Source organism: Pseudomonas sp. LBUM1658 (genome assembly GCF_059716055.1).
On the sequence record NZ_CP166798.1, the window covers coordinates 5,559,823 to 5,581,826 of the forward strand.

The following is a 22,004-nucleotide window of genomic DNA, read 5'->3' on the forward strand; positions in this document are numbered from 1 at the left end:
TCAAAAGATCGCAGCCTGCGGCAGCTCCTACATAGACGGCGTACACCCACAGAATGTGTGAATGTACGCAGGCCCTGTAGGAGCTGCCGCAGGCTGCGATCTTTTCGGGCACACCGCAAAATACGATCTTTCAAATTCCCGCACGCAACACGCTGGCCGGCAACGCTTCACCGCGCTCGACACTCGCCGCGACCGCGTCGATCAAGCCACTCAACTCATACCCCTGGGCTTTCAGCCAATCCTGGTCATAGTAGGTGGTCGCATAGCGCTCACCGCCATCACATAGAATCGCCACGATCGACCCCGCCTCCCCTGCCTCGACCATCTGCCGGGCCGCTATCAAGGCGCCGATCAGGTTGGTACCACTGGACCCGCCCACTCGCCGCCCAAAACGTTGCGCCAGGTAATGCATGGCCGCCAGGGACAAGGCGTCCGGCACTTTGACCATCGCATCGATGACCTTGGGCAGGAACGACGCCTCGACCCGTGGCCGACCGATGCCTTCGATCCCCGACCCACAGTCCAGACGCAGGCTGGCGTCACCGCTCTGGTAATAGTCGAAGAACACCGAACGCTCGGGATCGGCGCACAGTACCCGGGTGCAATGCTGGCGATAACGCACATAACGTCCGAGGGTCGCCGTGGTGCCGCCGGTGCCGGGGCTGGAAATCAGCCAGCTCGGCGCCGGATAACGTTCGAAGCGCAGTTGCTGGAAGATCGATTCGGCGATGTTGTTGTTCGCCCGCCAGTCAGTAGCACGCTCGGCGTAGGTAAATTGATCCATGAAGTGCCCGCCACTCTCACGGGCCAGACGTTCGGACTCGGCGTAGATCTGCGTCGGGTCATCGACCAGATGGCTGTTGCCACCATAGAAAGCGATTTGCGCGATCTTCTCCTGAGAGGTGGTGGCGGGCATCACGGCAATGAACGGCAAGCCCAGCAATTGCGCGAAATACGCCTCGGAAATCGCCGTTGAACCACTGGACGCCTCGATCACCGGCGCGCCGGGTTTGAGCCAGCCGTTACACAGTGCATAGAGGAACAACGAGCGCGCCAGACGATGTTTCAGGCTACCGGTGGGGTGGCTGGACTCATCCTTGAAATACAGCTCGATGCCTGGCAGGCCCGGTAGAGGCAAGGGAATCAAGTGAGTATCGGCGCTGCGCTGGAAATCAGCTTCGATGATGCGGATGGCTTCGCGGGCCCACTGTCGGTTGTCGCTCATGATTGGTTTCTCTATGAAGCGGGCACGCTCGAAGGCGCTGACGATTTGGCTGCGCCATTGGCCGCTGGGCCATACCGAAAAAGGAAATTCACGGGCCAGGCCGCAAGGGATATACCTCAATCTTAGGAAATTTCCTACGCAACGCAAAGATACAGTCACGTCTCAATTAGACACACAACTGCTAGGCTCCTTGGCAACTCGACACTCGCCCCACGCATATAACAAAATAGAATATAACTTTTGTTTTAACAACTAACAGTACGGGTTAGGGTGTGCCACCTTTTGAATATTTGATGGAGAGCGACCTTGCCTCTGCGTAGCACTTTCACGCGCTTCTTTCAGTTGGAAGCTGCCAGCGGTCTGTTATTGATTGCCGCTGCAGCTCTGGCTCTGATCATCAACAACTCGCCGCTGTCCTGGCTTTATAACGGCCTGCTGGACACCCCTGTGGTCGCCCAGATCGGCGCCTTGAAAATCGCCAAACCCTTGCTGTTGTGGATCAACGACGGCCTGATGGCGATGTTCTTCCTGCTGATTGGCCTTGAAGTCAAACGCGAAGTCCTCGAAGGCCATCTGTCAAAGCCTTCGCAGATCGTCCTGCCGGGCGCTGCGGCCATCGGCGGCATGGTCGTGCCAGCGCTGATCTACTGGTTCCTCAACAAAGACGACCCGGCGGCGTTGAGCGGCTGGGCCATTCCGATGGCCACCGATATCGCCTTCGCCCTGGGCGTACTCGCCCTGCTGGGCAAACGCGTGCCGGTCTCGTTGAAGCTGTTCCTGATGACCCTGGCGATCATTGACGATCTTGGCGCGATCATCGTCATTGCGATTTTCTACTCCGGCGCACTCTCCACTTTGTCACTTATGCTGGCGGCAGCTTGTCTGGTGGCACTGGTGGCAATGAATCGGCTAGGCGTGGTGAAACTCGGGCCGTATATGATCATCGGCCTGATCCTCTGGGTCTGCGTGCTCAAGAGCGGCGTCCACGCGACCCTGGCTGGTGTGACCCTGGCGTTCTGCATTCCGCTGCGTACCAAAAACGCCGAGCCTTCACCCCTGCTGAGCCTGGAACACGCGCTGCATCCGTGGGTGGCGTTCGGTATCCTGCCGCTGTTCGCCTTCGCCAATGCCGGGGTATCGCTGGCCGGCGTCAATCTCGAAAGCTTCACTCACCATGTGCCAATGGGCATCGCCGCAGGCTTGCTGCTGGGCAAGACCATCGGTGTCTTCGGCCTGACTTGGCTGGCGGTCAAGATCGGCATCGCCGCCCTGCCCACCGGTGCGAACTGGGGCCAGGTGTTCGGCGTGGCGATTCTCTGCGGGATCGGCTTTACCATGAGCCTCTTTGTAGGATCCCTGGCATTTGTGCCGGGCAGTAGCGATTACGCCGGGATGGACCGCATGGGCATCCTCACCGGCTCCATACTTGCCGCGCTGATCGGCTATGCCGTGACTGCGGCGGCCAGTCGCAAGAATCCATCGCCGCATTTGTAAACTTCGATGGTTCCAACCGCGCAAAACACAAAACCCCGACCAGTTGCCTGGCCGGGGTTTTGTTTGCAGCGCTTTCGCTTAGTGGGTAACGCGGCTGGTACCGTCGACCGTCGCGATACGGACGCGCTCGCCGACGCGGAAAACTTCGTTTTCCTGAACCTGCTGCACATAGGCACGCATGCTGCCGTCGTCTTCGCGAACAGTGATTTCCACACCTTGAGTGCGGGTGAAACCTTCTTCAGTGGCCGAGCCTATCAGGCCGCCCGCCACCGCACCGATCACTGCCGCAACAATGCTGCCGCGACCGCCACCGATGGAGCTACCACCCACACCACCGACCACCGCACCGGCAGCACTGCCGATCGGGGTCTTGGTACCTTCGATTTTCACCGGACGCAATGCTTCGATGGTGCCCATGCGAATCGTCTGTACACGACGCGCTTCGTCACGGGAGTAAGAGTCACCGGTCAGGCTGGATTGGCAGCCACCGAGCAACATCGCCATGGTGGTGAAAGAAGCAACCAGCAGAACAGACTTACGCATAGCATCAACTCCAAAGGACAGGTATTCATTAAACTCCGCAGCTTGACGCCTGTCACGGTATCGACCAGATAAAATTGGTTTCATTCAGCAACAGTACAGGACCGGCATACCTCAGTAGCGTCAACTTCACCAATGTGCGCCGCCGGCTAAAGGATTCCCATGGACTACTTCATCATTATCGCCACCACCGTTGCCGGACTGTATTTCCACTGGTGGTTGTACGTACGGATCAAACGCTGGATGGACCGCGACCTGGCTTTGTCGCTGGCCAATGGCGACGAACCGAAAAAAGCCTTTATGTTGCGGCAACTGGCCAGCGCTCGGCAGCAGAAAATCAAACGCAAGGATCTGCCGCGTTGGCTTGAAGCCGCCGCGGCCGAATATCTCAATCAGTAGACTGTTTAAGGCGCCAGGCGTTCAAGGGCCCAGTCGCGGCCCTGTAGACGGTAGTTGAGCCGATCATGTAGACGGCTCGGACGGCCCTGCCAGAACTCGATACGCTCCGGTAGCAGGCGGTAGCCGCCCCAATGCTCGGGGCAGTGGGGCTGAGTGTCGCTGAAACGCTGTTCGGTATTCTTGAGCAGACCTTCCAGCTCCTCGCGACCGGCAATCACCTGGCTCTGCGGTGAAGCCCAGGCGCCCAGGCGACTGCCCAGCGGGCGCACCTGGTAATACGCATCGGATTCCTGAGGCGTGACCTTGACCACGCCGCCCTCGATGCGCACCTGGCGCTCCAGGGTCGGCCAGAAAAAGGTCATGGCAGCGAACGGACGAACCGCCAGCTGCTGACCCTTGGCACTGTCGTAGTTGGTGAAGAAGGTAAAGCCCTGCTCATCGAGACCTTTGAGCAGGAGGATGCGGCAATGCGGGCGACCGTCCTGATCGACGGTAGCCAGGGTCATTGCGTTCGCTTCGACCGGCGGCTGTTCGGTTTTCACCGCCTCGGCGAACCAATGATGAAACAGCGCGAAGGGCTCGGCCGGGGCCTGGGCCTCGGTCAAGCCATCGCGGGTGTAGTCGCGACGCATATCAGCCAGACTTTGGGTCATGGCGCTTTCCTTGTGCGTGAATAATCAGTTCTTGACTGGCTCGGCCGCTACGTCTTTCTTCGCTGGCGCGGCAGCTTTGGCCGGGACTGGCTTTTTCGCCGGAGTCGCGGTCTTGGCCGGTTGTTTTTTGGCCGGGGTTTTCACCGCGGCTTTCTTGACCACTGCGGCCTTTTTCGCCGGAACGGCTTTTTTCGTTTCAACGACCGGCGTCACAGGCTTGGCAACCGGCTTGACCTGTTGGACGGTAACCTGGGTCAGCGGCCGCGGCGCTGGCATGTTGTATTTGCTCAGCAGCGCGACCATGGTGTCTTGCGGCGTCAGCAGGATTTCCACCCGACGGTTCAAGGCACGGCCTTCTACGCTGTCATTGGCCGCACGTGGCGCTTCCGAGCCCATGCCACGCAGCATCAGGCGGTCACGCTGCAAGCCGCTGAGACGGAAGATCGCGGCAATCGACTGCGCACGCTCCTGACTCAGTTTCAGGTTCGCTGGGGCGGCGCCCGAGGAATCGGCGTGGCCGAGTATAAGTACGGAGGTTTTCGGATCGGCTTCGAGGATCTTCGCCAGCCGGGTGAACGGCCCCAGGGTGACCGGCAGCAGCATGGCCGGACGATCCGGGTTGAACGAACTATCGGCCGGCGCCGTCACTACCAGCACGTTTTCGCGGCGCTCGAGTTGCAGGTTGCTGTCCTTGATTGCCGTACGCAGGCGCGGCTCATAGTCATCCAGCCAGGCTTGAGTGACTTTCGGATCGGGCATCGGCACGACCTTGGCCGTGTTCTGTTGCTTGCCACCGAATGGCCACCACCAATTTTTTCCTGCATCGGCATCGGCTTTAGCGACTGTTGCCGGAACGGCGGCTTTAACTTCAGGCTTGGCCTCAGGTTTGATTTCAGGCTTTTTAGCCGCCTCGTCGGACCCAAATGGCCACCACCAATTGCTGGTGCTTTCAGCCTTGGCAACGGGGGCCGGGGCCGCGGGCTTGAGTGGCTCGGGGGCCGGCTTCAGTGGCTCAGGGACCGGCCGCTTGCTGGCAACCTTGTCGGAGGAGCCGAATTGCCACCAGCTGTGACCGCCTTCAGCATCATTCTGCGGAGTTTGTGCGCAACCGGTGATTGCCAGGCAAAGCACCAGAGCGAGAGATTTGTTCGATGACATTAGATAGTCCACAAAAATGAGATGAAGAAAAATCGGGCACCAGGCCCCACATAAACTGACGCTTTGAAAGCAGAAAAACCGCCGGGTTCCGCCCGGGGATTTTTCCGCGGCATTTGCGAATCCTTGTCGATCAGCCGCCCTTTACAGGCAGCCGGCCAACACTCGCACCAGCTGTTGGGCCCGTGGGTCCATCAGGACGTACGGGCCCAGGGTATTGGTTACAAAGCCGAAGGCCACGTCGTACTCCGGGTCGGCAAAGCCGATGGAACCGCCGGCACCCGGATGGCCAAACGCCCGGGGGCCGAGGCCGTAGGTCGCGTTGGCGACATCCGGCTGATCGAGCATGCAACCCAGACCGAAGCGGGTCTGGGTCAACAAGGTCTTGTCCGGCCCGATGCTGTGTTCACGGGTCAGCTCGTCGAGCATTTCGGCCTCCAGCAGGCTGCCGTCGAGCAGTCCGCTGTAGAACCCCGCCAGGCTGCGGGCATTGCCGTGGCCATTGGCCGCCGGTTGCTGCATACGCCGCCATTGCGGCTTGTTGGTGCTGGTCATGATCGACGGCGGGTTAGTGAATGCCCGCGTGGTCATGGCCGTCGGCTCGCGCATGGTCACTTGCAGCAAGCGCTGGGCAGCGGCGTCGCCGACATTGCCCTTGCCGCGAGCGATATGCGCGACACGATGAAATTCTTCGTCTGCCAGGCCTACGTGAAAATCCAGCCCCAATGGCCGCGCAACCCGCGCCACGATGGACTCTCCCGGGCCGCGGCGGTCGGCGCGGCGCAATAGCTCACCAACCAGCCAGCCGTAGGTGATCGCCGCATAACCGTGGCCTTCGCCGGGCGTCCACCAGGGCGTCTCGGCGGCCAGGGCATCGACCATGGTTTGCCAGTCGTAAAGCGCTTCGGGCGCCAGCAGCTCGCGCAATGCCGGCAAGCCGGCCTGATGACAGAGCAGTTGGCGCAGGGTGACCGATTCCTTGCCGGCGGCAGCGAACTCGGGCCAGTACCTGGCAACGGGCGCATCCAGTTGCAACTTGCCTTCGGCCACCAATTGCAGGGCAGTGACGGCGGCAAAGGGCTTGGTGCAGGAGAACAGGTTGGCGATAGTATCGCTATGCCAGGCCTCGGTGCCGTCCTTGTCTGCCGTGCCGGCCCAGAGGTCGACTACGGTTTCCCCGCCGATCTGAATACACAACGCGCCGCCGCGTTCCTGGGGATCATCGAAGAGTGCCGCAAAGGCTTCGCGCACCGCTTCGAACTTTAGTTCGTAATGACCCTGAATCTGCACCCACACCTCTCCAGACAAACACACTACAAAGTTATGCATTGTTCCAGCCCTAGAGGGTTTTGGGAACCGACTCGGGCTGGGCGGTCGCCCTTGGGGGGCTGGATCCGAAATTTTCGCTGCCGGTCAGGACGCTTTCGCGAGCAGGCTCGCTCCCACAAAGGCCGCGCTGGACCTGTGGGAGCGAGCTTGCTCGCGAAGACCCGGGGTCGCGCTCGACTGACTCGGTCTTGCTGTGGAAAATCAGCCTTTAGTGGCCATTCGCCGAATGCCCACCGGTATGTCCGCCCTGCCCCGCGCTCTTGCCCGGGCTGCCTTGCTTGCCACCTTCATCCTTGTGGGTCGCGATTTTATCGGCAGCGGCCTTGGCCTGCTCGGTCTCTTTGCCCAGCTGATCGACCGCCTGCAGGTTGCTCTTGCGCACCCTGTCGACAAAGCCCTGGAACGGCACATCGGTAATCCCCACCAGACCAAAGTGGCCGTTTTCGCCATCCAGCAGACGACCGGTCACCGGTTGATCGAGGTACTGGAACCAGTGCACACCGACAATCGACGGCTCGGCCAGCGCCTGCTTGATGAAGTTGGCATAGGCCGGACCACGATCTTCCTCCTTCGCCACTTCAGTGACACCGGCCCAGAACGGACCACGATCCCGAGAGCCGAAGTTGAACTCGGTGATCAACACCGGCTTGTCCAGCTCGCGCAACCGGGCGAAGTCATAGCCGTCCTGCGGCTTGAGCGTGTACATGTTGAAGCTCACTACGTCGCAATATTGCGCGCAGGATGCCACCGCTTCAGGGGTACTGACGGCAAATCGACCACCCAGTAACAGGTGGTTCGGTGCATGCCATTTCAGCGAGTCGGAAATGGTCTTGAAGTAGGTATCGGCGAAGACTTTCTGAAAGTATTTGAAGTCGGCTTCGATTTCCGGATATTCCGGGCTTGGCAGCGGCGGCTCGAAACCCGGGTCTTCCATCAGTTCCCAGGCCGGAAGGTCAATACCCCAAGCCTTCGACAGGCCAGCCTGGTTGCGGTATTTGTCACGCAACTGCTTGAGGAATGCGCGTTTGGCCGGGACGTCGGTGGTCATCCGCAACGTGCCATAAGCCAATGCGTAACGAGCCTTCGGATCATCACCGGGGCCGGCCCAGGCCAGCTCGTTATCGGCGAAATAGCCGATCACCCAGGGATCATCCCGATGATCGCGCGTGGCGATAGCGACGGCGCGCTCGGTGGCCATGGCAAACCGCGGATCGAATGGGTCGGGCATGCCTCCCCACCAGTCGATGCCGGTACTGATGCTGGTGTAGTCGCCAACAATCGACAACGGCAAGGTGTACGGCACCCGATCGCTGAGGCCCAGCGCCGGGGCGCTCCAGTTGCCGATGGTGTTGAAGCCCCAGGCTTGCAGACGATCAAGGGTATGTCCGGTCCAGCGCTTTTCGTCAAAGGCTGGCGCGGCGCAAGGCGCAGACGCCGGTGTGTCGTCGAGTTTCTCGGCCTGCGCCTCATTGGCATCGGCTTGGGCTGCCGCCGCTACGCCGGCCTGGGTTTCACTGGTCGGCACACAAGGCTGACCATAGGTCCGTTGCAGGTTGGCACCATAGAAGTCATACCATTGGCCGGCGTTGAAGCCGCGGCCCTTGTCGACACCGTTCCCACCACGGTTGTCACCCTCACCGTAATAGCTGGCCAATGGCTCATCGGCCTTGGGCAGCGCGCCGAACATCCACTCACGGCCGGCGACATAGGTCTGATTGGTATCGGCGGTGACCGCGTTGACCCCCAGGGAATAGAACGGGTGACCTTGCGGGGTCACCAGGTACCAGCGCCCGTCACGCTTTTCCGTGCGGAAGAAGCCGCTCGCCTCAAAGGCCGGGCCCTTGTTCCAGCCACCATAGGTGTCCAGGGATGAACGTTCACGCTCGGCGAGCCAGGTTTTCAGCTGCTGCTGTTCTTTGCCGGCGGCGCTTTTGAGCTGCTCGTCGCTGGCGACTTTCTCCGGCCATTTGGCCCGAGTGGATTGACCGTAGGCATCGACCAGCGAGCTGTAAGCAGCTTTCACCACGGCTTCGCCGTCCTGCACGCCGAAGCGCTCGAGCATGATGCTTTGCGCCACTTTCGGCTGGTCCATCGACAGCGTGACCGACACCACTTGGCTGCGATCCAGCTCACCGCTGCTGCTTGCGAGCAAAAGCCGTTGACCCTCGACTGTCATCGGCATCGGTGGCCCGGCTTTCATGCCCTGGCTCAGAGGCGAGCTGGCCTGCAATGGCACCAACAAGGTTTGGACCGGCCCGGCTGGCAGGTCGATGCGGCTGACCAGGGTCTTGCCGTCATTGCTCTGAATGGTCACGTAGAGGGTCAGCGCCCAGTTCATCGCGCTCTGGATCCGCAGACTCATGGCTCCCGACTGCGACCAGTCCCAGGCACCGGATTGCGGTGTCAGGCGCAGGTTCGGCCGGGTTGCCGGGTTGAAAGTCACCCGACGCAACACTTCGCCTTCAGCCGTTTGCTCCGCGTTGGACTGCGGCAGGCTGGCATCTTCAGTTGCCACCTGCACTACATCGGCGGGGCGGACAAAATTGAACAGCGTCTGTTGTCCAGCAGGCGCGGCCAACAGCGGCGCAGCGAACAACAGAGCAAAAACGGCGGGCAACGAACGGCGAATCATAGGAACGAGGTTCTCTCTAACGACCAGTTAACGGCCTGGGGAAAATCGGTGATAGGAGATAGACAACGGGGTGGACGAATTTCGCCCACCCTGTCTCAAGAAATTTCCCGACGAAATGGCGGCAGCGCATTGAGGATGGCCTTGCCGTAGCGCTGGGTGACCAGGCGCCGGTCGAGCAATGTGATGGTGCCGCGGTCCTCCTCGGTGCGCAGCAGCCGGCCACAGGCCTGGACCAGTTTCAGCGAGGCGTCTGGCACGGAGATTTCCATGAACGGATTGCCGCCGCGGGCCTCGATCCATTCCGCCAGTGCCGCTTCGACCGGATCATCCGGTACCGAGAACGGAATCTTGGCGATCACCACGTGCTCGCAATAGGCGCCGGGCAAATCCACGCCTTCGGCGAAACTGGCCAGGCCGAACAGCACACTGGATTCGCCACTATCAACCCGCGCCTTGTGCTTGTTCAGGGTTTCCTGTTTCGACAGGTTGCCTTGGATGAACACTTGTTTGCGCCAGTCGCGGTCCAGGCCGTCGAACACGTCCTGCATCTGTTTGCGCGAGGAAAACAGCACCAGAGTGCCGCGCGAGCCTTCGACCAGCGACGGCAGATCGCGAATGATCGCCGCCGTATGCGCCGGGGCATCCCGAGGGTCGGCACGCAGGTCCGGAACCCGCAGCACACCGGCGTCGGCGTGATGGAAGGGGCTTGGCACCACCGCCGTCACGGCTTTTTTCGGCAACCCGGCGCGCATGCGGAAGCGGTCGAAAGTACCGAGGGCGGTCAAGGTGGCCGAGGTCACCAGCGCGCCGTAGGCGACGTTCCACAGGTTGCGCCGAAGCATTTCTGCCGCAAGGATAGGGCTGGCATTGACCTCGATATCGAACAGCGAACCGCTCTCGGCCAGGGTCAGCCAACGGGCCATCGGCGGGTTGTCTTGCGGATCTTCGGCGGTGAATGCGGTCCACAGCTCCCAATTGCCCTGGGAGCGCGACAGCAGGCTACCGAACAACGGGTACCATTCTTCTGCCTGATTGCTGGCGATGCCGATGTTGACCTCGCCATCCATGCCTTCCTTGAGCAGCTCGGTGAGCCGGGTGAAGACGTCGGTCAGGCGCGAAAAGCCCTTCTTCAGTTCGACGCCCATTTCGCGCATGTGCTCGGGAATCACCCCACCGACGAAACGATGGCGCGGCCGTTCACGGCCCTCCACGTCTTCACCGGGCTTGAAGTCGGCCACTTGCTCGCAAGCGGTGAACATGAATTGTTGCTGGGTCTTGATCTCGCGCGCCAGCTCCGGAACCTGCTCGATCAGCTTGCCCAGATCGCCGGGCAACGGATGCTGGGCCAGCAGTTTGGCGAGATTCTTGGCGGTTTGTTCCAGCCAGTCGGCAGTGGAGCGCAGACGGGTGTAATGGGCGAAATGGCCGATGGCCTTGTCTGGCAGGTGATGCCCTTCGTCGAACACGTAGAGGGTATCGCGCGGGTCCGGCAGCACCGCACCGCCGCCCAGCGCCAGGTCGGCCAGGACCATGTCGTGGTTGGTGACGATCACGTCGACCTTGCCCATGCCTTCACGGGCCTTGTAGAAGGCGCACTGGCCAAAGTTCGGGCAATGACGGTTGGTGCACTGGCTATGATCGGTGGTCAGCCGCGCCCAGTCCTGATCCTCGAGGGCGGTGGACCAGCTGTCACGGTCGCCGTCCCACTTATTCCCGGCGAGTTTTTCGATCATGCTGGTAAATAGCTTCAGACTGGTCTCATCGACCTCGATCTTGAAGCCTTCTTCCTCGAACAGCTGCGCCGTGGCGGTTTTCGCGTGGCCTTCCTGCAACAACATGTCGAGCTTGGACAGACACATGTAGCGCCCGCGGCCCTTGGCCAGGGCGAAGGTGAAGTTCAAGCCGCTGTTGCGCATCAGGTCCGGCAGATCCTTGTAGACGATCTGCTCTTGCAACGCGACGGTCGCGGTGGCAATCACCAGGCGTTTGCCCGCGGCCTTGGCGGTCGGAATCGCCGCCAGGCTGTAGGCCACGGTTTTCCCGGTACCGGTGCCGGCTTCCACCGCCACTACCGCGGGGTCGCCACTGCGCCGGCCTTCGTCATCGGTATCGATGTCACCAAGGACTTTGGCCACTTCAGCGATCATCAACCGCTGGCCGTAACGCGGCTTGAGGCTCTTGGCTTCGAGAAAACGCGAATAAGCGCCCTGGATCTGGGATTTGAGTTCGTTGCTGATCATGGTCTTCGGGCGCGAGAAATGCTGGATAAATTTTCAGTGGTTCGAATCGGTCGCTATCATAACCCGCTAATTCATCCCGCGCAGAACGGAGTAACCGAATGACACCCTTTAGCCTTGCTTACACCCTGCATGTACTGGCGGCCATTGTCTGGGTCGGCGGCATGTTTTTCGCCTGGCTGGTCCTGCGTCCGGCCGCTATGGCGGCACTCGAAGGTCCGGCACGACTGAAGCTGTGGGTAGAAGTGTTTCAACGTTTTTTTGTGTGGGTTTGGGTCGCGGTGGTGCTTTTGCCGATCAGTGGGGTCGGCCTGATCCATTTACGCTTCAACGGCTTTGAAACCGCACCGCGTTACGTGCAGGTGATGATGGGACTGTATGTGGTGATGACGGCATTGTTTATCCGTATTTCGGCGCTGCAACTGCCGGAGCTGCGGATAGCGGTGCTGGCGCAAGACTGGCCGAACGGCGCGGCGACCCTGGGCAAGATCCGGCGTCTGGTGGGGATCAATCTGGTGATCGGGTTGTTGCTGGTAGCGGTGGCTTCGGCAAGGCCGATGTTTTGAGTTAGATCAAGAGCTACTGTAGGAGCGAGCTTGCTCGCGATGAACTCAAGGGCGGCGCGTTTATTCAGAAAATACGCGTTATCGTTAACGTCCATCGCGAGCAAGCTCGCTCCTACAGGGGGGCCTACAACCGCAGCACCGTCACCGATCCTGCCTCACCGGCAGGCCCTGGCTGGCCTTCAACGCCGGGACGCCCGCTCTTGCCGCCATCGGCGCGGTAAACGAAGCAACCTTTCGACTTGCCGCCCGCGCCTGGCTTGCCAGCCGCTCCGGCCAACCCACCGGCGCCACCGTCGACCCGGACGTTGATCTGCGCAGCCGGATAGTCTCTTGGCAACTCCACCCGAACCTGCGCACCGCTTGCTCCGGGATGGCCATCACCGCCATTGTCGCCATCGGCACCACGACCGGCCTGGCCCCAGGTGCAACCGGGCGCCTTACCGTTGGCGCCATCCAGACCCGCATAACCCGGCGCACCAGCGCCGCCGCGAGCATCGACCGACAATTGCGGAGCATTCAACGAGTTGATCCGCAGGTTGAGATTTCGCCCTGGCTTGGCCGCCTTGAGATATGTACCGGGCGCACCGCGCGAGGTGATCTGGCTGCCGCTGCCTAATTGAGCACGACTGACGTTCAATTGCAGGCTTTGGGCAGCGGGTACGATAGCGATCCGTGCTTCGTGGCCCAGATGCAGTTCGCCGACAGTCACTTCGGTTACGTTGGAAGGAATCAACAGAGTGCCGTAGTCGGCGACTTCCAGTCGTTCCAGGTGCAGGACGCTGGTGGTATTGGGCAAGCGCAGCAACGAATTGGTTTCGACCGTTACCACTTGGGCATAGGCCAATGGGCTGCACAAAGCGGCCAGCAGACAGAGACTACGCATGCTTGCGCTCCGGGATGGTTTGCAGATGAAAAACGCCCGACAACAAAATCTTCCAGCGATCACGCCAGGGATGGGCGCGACCCCTCAGGCTTCGATTGCACAGCACCAATTCCAGCAGATGGGTCAGCAACAACAGGCTGCCGACAATATTGAGCAATAGATTAAACGGATTGATCAACGGACTGAGCAGATTGACTACTACCACTAGCCAGAACAGCAAGGTCAAAAACTTCCCGAGCCCCCAAAACACCTTCATACGCTCCCCCGTTGAGAATTATTCTTTGCACGCACAGTACCGAGTTCCACGAGAGATTAGCCAGAGGCAACAAAAAATTCTTGGTACAGCGCCATACGCCATCTGCGTTTTTATCCGGTATTCGCCGCAGATGCCGTCATTTAGATAAAACCGGCTAGGCCCGACCGTTCGAGCGCGCTAGTCTTCGCTGTTCTGATTGAGGATTTTCGATGACCGCAGGTATTTCTACGCGCACGCCCCAGCAAGCCCTCGCCGCTTTGCTCGATCGCTATGCACCCCATCGTCTGTTATTGATCGGTGCCAGCGACTTCCCGGCACTCGAAGCCTTCAAGCTGGCGCATCCGGACACCTGTGTTGCACAAGCCGCGCCCGGCCCTCTACCGGCAGAGCTGGCGGCGCGGCGCTTCGACCTGGCTCTGGTGGTCGATTGCCTTGAGCATTTGCCCAAGCGCGATGGTCTGAACCTGCTAGGGGGGATCCGCAACCTCAATGCCAGCCGCATTGCCGTGCTGGCGGATCTTTCGGCCTGTGGCTGGCGGGAAACCGACTTTTTCTCCCTGGCTTTGCAGGCCAGCGAACGCTTCCAGCGCGAGGACCAGGAGCTGACCCTGTTCACCTACGATCTGCTTGAATACAAACAAGTGCCAGACTGGCTGAATGCCCGGTTCTGGGCCAATCCGGAAAACTTTGGCAAGTATTGGTGGTAATGCGATGAGTACCTCGATTTGTCCCTGCGGTAGCGGCAACCTGCTCGATGTCTGCTGCGGCCACTACCATGCAGGCCACCCGGCGCCGTGCGCCGAATCCTTGATGCGCTCGCGTTACAGCGCTTATGTGCTGGGCCTGGTGGATTATCTGGTGGCGACTACCCTGCCCGCGCAGCAGGCCGGTCTGGATCGTCAATCGATCAGTGAGTGGAGCGCCCAAAGCACGTGGCTGGGCCTGGAAGTGGAAAGCTCCGAGGTGTTTGGTGGCCAACCCGAACATGCTTTCGTGACTTTCACCGCGCGCTGGCATGACAGCGGCGGAGAACACAGCCACCGCGAACGCTCGTCGTTCGTGCAGCACAGCGACCATTGGTACTTTATCGATCCCACGGTGCCGCTCAAGGCCGGACGCAACGACGCCTGCCCCTGTGCCAGCGGTCAAAAATTCAAGAAGTGCTGCTCGAGCTATTTCGCCAGCTGAGTTTCGATACAGGCCACCTCCAACACTCCGAACACCTGGTGCTAGCTAGACTGGGTATCAAGGGGGTAATGGCATGGTCTCTGATTTTCGAGCGTTAAGGATAATCAGCCTGCTCCTGGCGCTGACACTTGGCGGCTGCGTGTCCTGGTTTATCGACGAGGACTGGAAGGAGCCGCAAGTGCATCTGGTCAAGGTTGAAGTGGTCCGGGCCAAACTCCTGGAGCAAAGGTTTCGTCTGTACTTTCGCGTCGACAATCCCAACGACAGTGACCTGACGGTCCGCGGACTGGAGTATCGGATTCACTTGGGCCACATGTTGCTGACTGAAGGCGATTACGGAAAGTGGTTCACCGTGAAGCCGAAAAGCAGCGGCTATTACCAAGTGCCGATCCGCACCAATCTCTGGCCGAAGGTGCGCGAAGTAGTGAAACTGCTGCGAAACCCCCAGCAACCCATCCCTTATCGCCTGGAAGGTGTACTGGAAACCGGATTATTCATCGGCTATGACGTGCACCTGAAGCGTAATGGCGAGATAATTCCCGCCGATTTTAATCCGGAGTGACCTCGATGACCCAAGAACCTCATGTCCATGGCCCTGACTGCAACCACGATCATGACCAGCACCAGCACCATGATCACGACCATGGCCATGTTCACGGCCCCGACTGCGGTCACGCTCACCAGGAACCCGTGCGCAATGCGTTGAAAGACGTCGGCCGCAACGACCCTTGCCCGTGCGGCAGCAGCAAAAAATTCAAGAAGTGCCACGGCGCTTGATGCACTAGCTCCCCTTGTAGGAGCGAGTGTGCTCGCGATGGTCGTTAACGATAACGCGTGTTTTCTGAATAAACGCGCCAACCTTGAGTCCATCGCGAGCAAGCTCGCTCCTACAATAGCCGCCCCATATAGCCGCTATAGCCGCTATAGCCGCTTAGCATCAATTTCTGTTCAGAATCTCCTCGGTCGCCACCACCGTCGCATATTCCCCATGCAGATTACCCAACGACATCGCGTGCACCGCTTCGGCTGAATGCGCATTGCCAAAATAATCAGCCTTGTCGAAGGTGTAGCAGGCGTCTTCCACCACCCAGGTTTGAAACCCCAGATTGCCCGCCGTCCGTGCGGTGGACTCGACCGAGTTATGGGTCGCCACGCCGACGATGATCAGTTGCTCGATCCCCGCCTCTCGCAAGCATTCAACCAGCGTTGTTGCGCAAAACGCATCCGGCACCTGTTTCTGGATCACCCGCTCACCGGGCAATGGCATAAATCGCTGCTGAAACTCGACACCCGACTGCTGCGACCAGAACACCGAGTCGGGTGAGCGGGACACATGCTGCACATGAATCACCGGCCGCGCAGTGTTGCGCCAATGACCCAGCAATTCGGCCATCCGCTTCTCGGCGTGGGGATTGTTGCGCCGTCCGAGTCTGGGGTGAAGAATGCCTTTTTGTTGATCGATCAGAATCAGCGTCGCGTTTGCCTTGAGTTCCATGCCGACTTTTCTCTTGCTGGGTCATTGAATTTTCCGCACTTCAACATCACCTATTCCTACTGGCAAGCCATCGAAAGCAAACAGGACGACCTGATGCCGGAGTTTGCTGTCCGTATACAAAGACGCATCTCACCTGGAGAACTCCATGATCGACCTGTATTACTGGACCACCCCTAACGGCCATAAAATCTCCCTGTTCCTGGAAGAAGCCGGCCTGCCGTACAAGGTGCACGGGGTGAATATCAGCAACGGCGAGCAGTTCAAGCCTGAGTTTCTGAAGATATCCCCGAACAACAGAATCCCGGCCATCGTCGACCAGCAGCCGGCGGATGGTGGCGAGCCATTGGCGCTGTTCGAATCCGGCGCGATTCTCTTGTACCTCGCGGAAAAAACCGGAAAGTTCCTGCCCAAGGACCTGCGCGGTCGCCAGCAAACGCTGCAATGGCTGTTCTGGCAAATGGGTGGCCTGGGGCCGATGGCCGGGCAAAATCATCACTTCAGCCAGTTCGCCCCGGAAAAAATCCCTTACGCGATCAAGCGCTACACCGACGAAACCGCCCGACTGTATGGCGTCCTCGACAAGCAACTGGCCGACCGTGATTTTGTCGCCGGGACCGAATACAGCATCGCCGACATGGCGATCTACCCCTGGATCGTTTCGCACAAGTGGCAAAGCCAGAACCTGGAGGACTTCCCCAATCTGCAGCGCTGGTTCAATCACATCCAGGATCGGCCGGCGACGGTAAGGGCCTATGCCCTGGCAGCGAAAATCAATCCGCCTAAATCCTGAGCTTTTCGGCGGTCATTGGATCATTCGCGGGCAAGCCCGCTCCCACAAAAACACCGCAAAACCTGTGGGAGCGGGCTTGTCCGCGAAAGCGGTTTAATTGACAAAGTAGAAATAACACTCGCATCCCGCTTGCGCGGCAACCTCCTGCTCACTAACGTAGCGCCTTTATCAGCACTACCCCCGCAGGAGCTTTGCCATGGCCTCGCCAGCCTTCACACATTTTATTCCCCGGTTCGGCGTTGCCGCTGCAGTAGCCGGTGCTCTGGGCCTGACCGGGTGTCAGACCTGGAACACTCAAGACACTGTGCCACCCACTACCGGCGTGCAATCGCTCAAAGGACTGGCACAGAATGTATCGGTGCGGCGCAATGCCATGGGCATGCCGCTGATCGAGAGCAACAGTTTCCACGACACACTCTTTACCCTGGGTTACGTGCACGCCAGTGACCGCATCACCCAGATGGTCACCATGCGCCTGCTGGCTCAGGGCCGTCTGGCCGAAATGTCCGGCCCCGATGTGCTGGAAGCCGACCGGTTGATGCGAGCGGTCAATCTGAAGAAAAGTGCTGGTGAGCTTTATACCGCCGCCTCGCCACGTATCAAGCGCTTCTTCGAAGTCTATGCGCGCGGCGTCAACGCCTACCTGTTCCGCTACCGCGATAAGCTGCCGCCGGACCTGGCTGCCACTGGCTACACGCCGGAATACTGGAAACCGGAAGATTCGGCGCTGATCTTTTGCCTGCTCAACTTCAGCCAATCGGCCAACCTGCAGGAAGAAATCTCCTCGCTGGTACTGGCGCAGAATGTCAGTACCGACAAGCTCGCCTGGCTGACCCCGTCGTACCCGGATGAACAGCTGCCTTTCGCCGAAGCGGAAAAGCTCAAGGGCCTGAATCTCAGCGGACAAGTCCCGGGCCTGGCTGGCCTTGGCAAGGTCACCGATCAACTTTCCAAACTGAATCTGCTGAGCGTCGCGGCTTCGAACAACTGGGCCGTTGCACCACAGCGCAGCCGCAGCGGTAAAAGCCTGCTGGCCAGCGACAGCCATCTGCCGATCGCCGTCCCGTCGCTCTGGAACTACGTGCAACTGCGCGCACCGAAATACCAGGCCGCCGGGGTATCGGTCGCCGGGATCCCGGCCATCATTGCCGGCTTCAACGGCAAGGTCGCGTGGAGCATGAGCATGGTCATGGGCGACAATCAGGACCTGTTCCTCGAAAAACTCAAACGCCAGGGCAGCGCGCTCTACTACGAGGTTGGCGGCAAATGGCAGCCGGCTATCGTTCGTAATGAAACCTACTTCGTCAAAGGTCAGCGGCCGCTTCGCGAAGTGGTGTACGAAACCCGTCACGGTCCACTGCTTAACAGTGGGCTGGGCACCACGCTGAGCAGTGGTTATGGCCTGGCACTGCAAATGCCGGACCTCAAGGACGACAAGAGCCTGGATGCGTTCTTCGACCTTTCCCGCGCACAAAACGTCGAGAAGGCTTCCGACGCCAGCCGCGAGATTCGCGCCATCGCCTTGAATATGGTGTTCGCCGACGCGAGCAACATCGGCTGGCAAGTGACCGGCCGCTTCCCCAACCGTCGCGAAGGTGAAGGCCTGCTGCCGTCACCGGGCTGGGAAGGTCGCTACGATTGGGACGGTTACGCCGACCCGATGCTGCATCCGTATGACCAGGATCCGGCTCAGGGCTGGCTCGGCACTGCCAATCAGCGAATCATCCCCCACGGCTATGGCATGCAGCTATCCAACTCCTGGTATTACCCGGAGCGCGGTGAGCGCATCGCTGAACTGGCCGGTGCCGGCAAGCACGACACTCGCAGCATGATCGCCATGCAATACGACCAGACCACCACCTTCGCCGCCAAGCTGAAGAAAATGTTCGAGACCCCGGGCATGTCCCAGCCGCTCAAGCAGGCCATCGAAGCCCTGCCCGAAGCCGAACGGGGCAAGGCCCGCGAAGCCTATAGCCGTTTGATGGCGTTCGACGGCAAACTCAGTCCGACTTCGGCTGATGCCGCCATCTATGAACTGTTCCTACAGGAGAGCGCCCGGCAGATCTTCCTCGACGAGCTGGGCCCGGAATCCAGTCCGGCCTGGAAAGCCTTCGTCGCCAACGGCAATCTGTCCTACTCGGCTCAGGCTGACCACTTGCTCGGCCGCGAAGACAGTCCGTTCTGGGACGACAGCCGCACGCCGGGCAAAGAAGACAAACCGGCGATCCTCGCCCGCAGCCTGGCAGCAGGAGTTACTGCCGGTGACAGCCAGATGGGTGCCGATCGCCGGGCCTGGCAGTGGGGAAAACTGCACCGCTACGAGTGGAAAAACGCCGGTGGCCAGACAGTGCGCGGCCCACAACCTGCGGGCGGCGATCACACCACGCTGAATACCGCCGCCTACTCCTGGGGTGAGAGTTTCGATACCACACTGATCCCGGCCATGCGCTTTGTCGTCGACTTCGGCCAGGCCGAACCGATGATGGGCCTCAACAGCACCGGCCAATCCGGAAACCCGGCCAGCCCGCATTACCTCAACAGCATCGATCCCTGGTTCAAGGGCCAGTACACGAGTTTCCCGATGCAGCCGCAGAACCTGGACAAGGTCTACGGCAAGACGCGATTGACCCTGGTACCTGGCAAGTAAACGCCGATGATCGTTCCTGCGCAAAACGTGGGAACGATCATAAGCGCCAGCCTGGTGCAGTCATTTTCACCTGCCCGATTTCGGGCACGCTACAGCAATACCTCTGGCGAAAAGCAGCTTTTAAAACACTTGTTCGGGACTATGGTTCGGAAATTGCTACCTTCTATGGGTCTTACGCTTTCCAGTAACAATAATTCTGCGCCACAAGCGCTCATATTGGTTTTTAGGGATTGAATAATGAAAAAAGCATTGCTGACCTTTTCTGCACTGGCGTTGTGCATGGCAGCCGGTTCCGCGTTGGCCAAGGAATATAAAGAGCTGCGTTTTGGTGTTGACCCCTCTTATGCACCGTTCGAGTCCAAAGCGGCTGACGGTAGCATGGTGGGCTTCGATATCGATCTGGGCAATGCGATCTGCGCCGAATTGAAGGTCAAGTGCAAATGGGTCGAAAGCGATTTCGACGGAATGATCCCGGGCCTCAAAGCAAATAAATTCGACGGTGTGATCTCCTCCATGACCGTGACCCCAGCCCGTGAGAAAGTCATCGACTTCTCCAACGAGCTGTTCTCCGGCCCGACCTCCTTTGTGTTCAAGAAGGGCTCGGGGCTGACCGAAGACACCGCTTCGCTCAAGGGTAAAACCGTCGGTTACGAGCAAGGCACCATTCAGGAAGCCTACGCCAAAGCCGTGCTGGACAAGGCCGGGGTTAAAACCCAGGCCTATCAGAATCAGGACCAGGTCTACGCCGACCTGCTTTCCGGCCGTCTTGATGCCTCGATCCAGGACATGCTGCAAGCCGAACTGGGCTTCTTGAAGTCCCCACAAGGCGCTGATTTCGAAGTCAGCAAACCAGTCGACAGCCCACTGTTGCCAGCCAAGACCGCGATCGGTATCTCGAAAGGTAACAAAGAGCTCAAGGAACTACTCGATAAGGGTATCAAAGCGTTACACGATGATGGCACCTACGCCACCATTCAGAAGAAACACTTTGGCGATCTGAATCTTTACAGCGGGAAATAACCCCTTGGCGCCCACCGAAAACGGTGGGCGTTTTTTCGATTGTCAAAGGCACGACCCATGTTCGAAGACTTGTTACAAACCTTGGGACTTTCCGCCTTCAGCCTGCAGGGTTTCGGCCCGCTGCTGATGGAAGGCACCTGGATGACCATCCAACTATCGGTGTTGTCGTTGCTGCTGAGCGTTCTGCTCGGCCTGATCGGCGCCAGTGCCAAGCTTTCCCCCATCAAGCTGTTGCGGGTTCCGGCCCAGCTCTATACCACGCTGATTCGCGGTGTACCGGACCTGGTGCTGATGCTGCTGATTTTCTACAGCCTGCAAACCTGGCTCACCACCTTTACCGACTTCATGGAATGGGAATACATCGAGATCAACCCGTTCAGCGCCGGGGTGATTACCCTGGGCTTCATTTATGGTGCGTATTTCACCGAGACCTTCCGCGGTGCAATTCTCGCCGTGCCCCGTGGTCAGGTCGAAGCCGCCACCGCCTATGGGCTCAAACGCGGCCAGCGCTTTCGCCTGGTGGTCTTCCCGCAGATGATGCGCTTCGCCCTGCCGGGCATCGGCAATAACTGGATGGTAATGCTCAAAGCTACGGCATTGGTGTCGATCATCGGCCTGGCCGACCTGGTCAAGGCGGCTCAGGATGCCGGCAAAAGCACCTATCAACTGTTCTACTTTCTGGTGCTGGCAGCCTTGATCTACCTAATGATCACCAGTGCCTCGAACGTTGTCCTGCGTTGGCTCGAACGCCGTTACTCGGCCGGTTCCCGGGAGGCCGTCCGATGATCGAACTTCTGCAGGAGTACTGGAGACCCTTCCTCTATAGCGACGGCTACCACATCACCGGCCTGGCGATGACGATGTGGCTGCTCAGCGCCTCGATCTTCATCGGCTTCCTGGTGTCGATCCCGCTGTCCATCGCCCGGGTTTCACCCAAGTTTTACATCCGCTTGCCGGTGGAGTTCTACACCTACCTGTTCCGCGGTACGCCGCTCTATATCCAGTTGCTGATCTGCTACACAGGGATCTACAGTCTGGCCGCCGTGCGTTCGCAACCGGTGCTCGATGCGTTTTTTCGCGATGCGATGAACTGCACCATCCTCGCCTTCGCCCTGAACACCTGCGCCTACACCACGGAAATTTTTGCCGGGGCAATCCGCAGCATGAACCACGGTGAAGTCGAAGCGGCCAAAGCCTATGGCCTTAGCGGCTGGAAGTTGTATGCCTATGTGATCATGCCTTCGGCACTGCGCCGCTCGTTGCCGTACTACAGCAACGAAGTGATCCTGATGCTGCACTCGACCACCGTGGCCTTCACCGCGACCATCCCGGATGTCCTGAAAGTCGCCCGCGACGCCAACTCGGCGACCTTTTTGACCTTTCAATCGTTCGGCATCGCCGCGCTGATCTACCTGACCGTCACCTTTGCGCTGGTCGGTCTGTTCCGCCTCGCCGAACGCCGATGGCTGGCTTTCCTCGGGCCGACCCACTAGGA

At 59.6% G+C, this 22,004-nt stretch carries 22 protein-coding genes; 12 read left to right on the forward strand and 10 right to left on the reverse strand.

Features of this window, described 5'->3' with window-relative positions:
• Positions 1–130 precede the first annotated feature (130 nt).
• Positions 131–1,228, reverse strand: a complete 1,098-nt coding sequence (locus ACA064_RS25685; protein WP_497674328.1) for a PLP-dependent cysteine synthase family protein — start codon at positions 1,226–1,228, stop codon at positions 131–133.
• 303 nt (positions 1,229–1,531) lie between these two features.
• Here ACA064_RS25685 and nhaA point away from each other — a divergent pair, with 303 nt between their 5' ends.
• Complete coding sequence (gene nhaA, locus ACA064_RS25690; protein ID WP_497670633.1) at positions 1,532–2,719, forward strand: Na+/H+ antiporter NhaA; 1,188 nt, start codon at positions 1,532–1,534, stop codon at positions 2,717–2,719.
• A gap of 78 nt (positions 2,720–2,797) precedes the next feature.
• On the opposite strand, the gene ACA064_RS25695 is transcribed toward nhaA, so the two are convergent.
• The gene (locus ACA064_RS25695) at positions 2,798–3,262 is read right to left on the reverse strand and encodes an outer membrane lipoprotein (RefSeq protein ID WP_150641629.1); all 465 of its coding nucleotides are present in this window, start codon (positions 3,260–3,262) and stop codon (positions 2,798–2,800) included.
• A gap of 159 nt (positions 3,263–3,421) precedes the next feature.
• On the opposite strand from ACA064_RS25695, the gene ACA064_RS25700 reads away from it, so the two are divergent.
• On the forward strand, positions 3,422–3,658 hold the full coding sequence (locus tag ACA064_RS25700; protein ID WP_497670634.1) for a hypothetical protein: 237 nt from the start codon (positions 3,422–3,424) through the stop codon (positions 3,656–3,658).
• A 5-nt stretch (positions 3,659–3,663) separates the two neighbouring features.
• Here ACA064_RS25700 and pdxH read toward each other — a convergent pair whose 3' ends face one another.
• The 5 genes from pdxH to dinG all read right to left on the reverse strand — a co-directional run bounded on the left by pdxH (position 3,664) and on the right by dinG (position 11,667).
• Positions 3,664–4,311 (reverse strand): pyridoxamine 5'-phosphate oxidase, encoded by a 648-nt coding sequence (gene pdxH, locus ACA064_RS25705; protein WP_497670635.1) that lies wholly within the window; start codon positions 4,309–4,311, stop codon positions 3,664–3,666.
• Positions 4,312–4,335: 24 nt separating this feature from the next.
• The gene (locus ACA064_RS25710) at positions 4,336–5,469 is read right to left on the reverse strand and encodes an OmpA family protein (RefSeq protein WP_497670636.1); all 1,134 of its coding nucleotides are present in this window, start codon (positions 5,467–5,469) and stop codon (positions 4,336–4,338) included.
• Between the two features lie 141 nt (positions 5,470–5,610).
• Positions 5,611–6,756, reverse strand: a complete 1,146-nt coding sequence (locus ACA064_RS25715; protein ID WP_497674329.1) for a serine hydrolase domain-containing protein — start codon at positions 6,754–6,756, stop codon at positions 5,611–5,613.
• A gap of 247 nt (positions 6,757–7,003) precedes the next feature.
• Complete coding sequence (locus ACA064_RS25720; protein ID WP_497670637.1) at positions 7,004–9,427, reverse strand: beta-agarase; 2,424 nt, start codon at positions 9,425–9,427, stop codon at positions 7,004–7,006.
• A gap of 95 nt (positions 9,428–9,522) precedes the next feature.
• A complete protein-coding gene (gene dinG, locus ACA064_RS25725; protein WP_497670638.1) occupies positions 9,523–11,667 on the reverse strand; it encodes an ATP-dependent DNA helicase DinG in 2,145 nt (714 codons plus the stop codon).
• 98 nt (positions 11,668–11,765) lie between these two features.
• Between dinG and ACA064_RS25730 the strand changes: the two genes are divergently transcribed.
• Positions 11,766–12,230, forward strand: coding sequence for a CopD family protein (locus ACA064_RS25730; RefSeq protein WP_497670639.1), 465 nt, complete (start codon positions 11,766–11,768; stop codon positions 12,228–12,230).
• A 124-nt stretch (positions 12,231–12,354) separates the two neighbouring features.
• Here the strand turns inward: ACA064_RS25730 and ACA064_RS25735 are convergent, their stop codons facing one another.
• Together ACA064_RS25735 and ACA064_RS25740 are read right to left on the reverse strand one after the other, a co-directional pair.
• On the reverse strand, positions 12,355–13,113 hold the full coding sequence (locus ACA064_RS25735; RefSeq protein WP_497670640.1) for a collagen-like protein: 759 nt from the start codon (positions 13,111–13,113) through the stop codon (positions 12,355–12,357).
• On the reverse strand, positions 13,106–13,369 hold the full coding sequence (locus ACA064_RS25740) for a DUF1145 domain-containing protein (RefSeq protein WP_497670641.1): 264 nt from the start codon (positions 13,367–13,369) through the stop codon (positions 13,106–13,108). Before ACA064_RS25740 ends, ACA064_RS25735 begins: the two co-directional genes overlap by 8 nt.
• A 209-nt stretch (positions 13,370–13,578) precedes the next feature.
• On the opposite strand from ACA064_RS25740, the gene ACA064_RS25745 reads away from it, so the two are divergent.
• From ACA064_RS25745 to ACA064_RS25760, 4 genes are all read left to right on the forward strand, one after another.
• Positions 13,579–14,076, forward strand: a complete 498-nt coding sequence (locus ACA064_RS25745) for a DUF6231 family protein (protein WP_497670642.1) — start codon at positions 13,579–13,581, stop codon at positions 14,074–14,076.
• Between the two features lie 4 nt (positions 14,077–14,080).
• Positions 14,081–14,557: a YchJ family protein gene (locus ACA064_RS25750; protein WP_497670643.1), complete on the forward strand. Its 477-nt coding sequence runs from the start codon at positions 14,081–14,083 to the stop codon at positions 14,555–14,557.
• A 73-nt stretch (positions 14,558–14,630) separates the two neighbouring features.
• The gene (locus tag ACA064_RS25755) at positions 14,631–15,119 is read left to right on the forward strand and encodes an LEA/WHy family protein (protein WP_497670644.1); all 489 of its coding nucleotides are present in this window, start codon (positions 14,631–14,633) and stop codon (positions 15,117–15,119) included.
• A gap of 5 nt (positions 15,120–15,124) precedes the next feature.
• Complete coding sequence (locus ACA064_RS25760; RefSeq protein WP_497670645.1) at positions 15,125–15,334, forward strand: SEC-C metal-binding domain-containing protein; 210 nt, start codon at positions 15,125–15,127, stop codon at positions 15,332–15,334.
• 160 nt (positions 15,335–15,494) lie between these two features.
• On the opposite strand, the gene ACA064_RS25765 is transcribed toward ACA064_RS25760, so the two are convergent.
• Complete coding sequence (locus tag ACA064_RS25765; protein WP_497670646.1) at positions 15,495–16,052, reverse strand: cysteine hydrolase family protein; 558 nt, start codon at positions 16,050–16,052, stop codon at positions 15,495–15,497.
• Positions 16,053–16,197: 145 nt separating this feature from the next.
• Here ACA064_RS25765 and ACA064_RS25770 point away from each other — a divergent pair, with 145 nt between their 5' ends.
• The 5 genes from ACA064_RS25770 to ACA064_RS25790 all read left to right on the forward strand — a co-directional run bounded on the left by ACA064_RS25770 (position 16,198) and on the right by ACA064_RS25790 (position 22,002).
• Positions 16,198–16,842 (forward strand): glutathione binding-like protein, encoded by a 645-nt coding sequence (locus ACA064_RS25770; RefSeq protein WP_497670647.1) that lies wholly within the window; start codon positions 16,198–16,200, stop codon positions 16,840–16,842.
• Positions 16,843–17,038: 196 nt separating this feature from the next.
• Positions 17,039–19,489 (forward strand): penicillin acylase family protein, encoded by a 2,451-nt coding sequence (locus ACA064_RS25775; RefSeq protein ID WP_497670648.1) that lies wholly within the window; start codon positions 17,039–17,041, stop codon positions 19,487–19,489.
• A 237-nt stretch (positions 19,490–19,726) separates the two neighbouring features.
• On the forward strand, positions 19,727–20,509 hold the full coding sequence (locus ACA064_RS25780) for a transporter substrate-binding domain-containing protein (RefSeq protein ID WP_497670649.1): 783 nt from the start codon (positions 19,727–19,729) through the stop codon (positions 20,507–20,509).
• 57 nt (positions 20,510–20,566) lie between these two features.
• Positions 20,567–21,295 (forward strand): ABC transporter permease, encoded by a 729-nt coding sequence (locus ACA064_RS25785; RefSeq protein ID WP_497670650.1) that lies wholly within the window; start codon positions 20,567–20,569, stop codon positions 21,293–21,295.
• A complete protein-coding gene (locus tag ACA064_RS25790) occupies positions 21,292–22,002 on the forward strand; it encodes an ABC transporter permease (protein WP_497670651.1) in 711 nt (236 codons plus the stop codon). The genes ACA064_RS25785 and ACA064_RS25790 overlap by 4 nt, the downstream gene beginning before the upstream one ends.
• Positions 22,003–22,004: the final 2 nt, after the last annotated feature.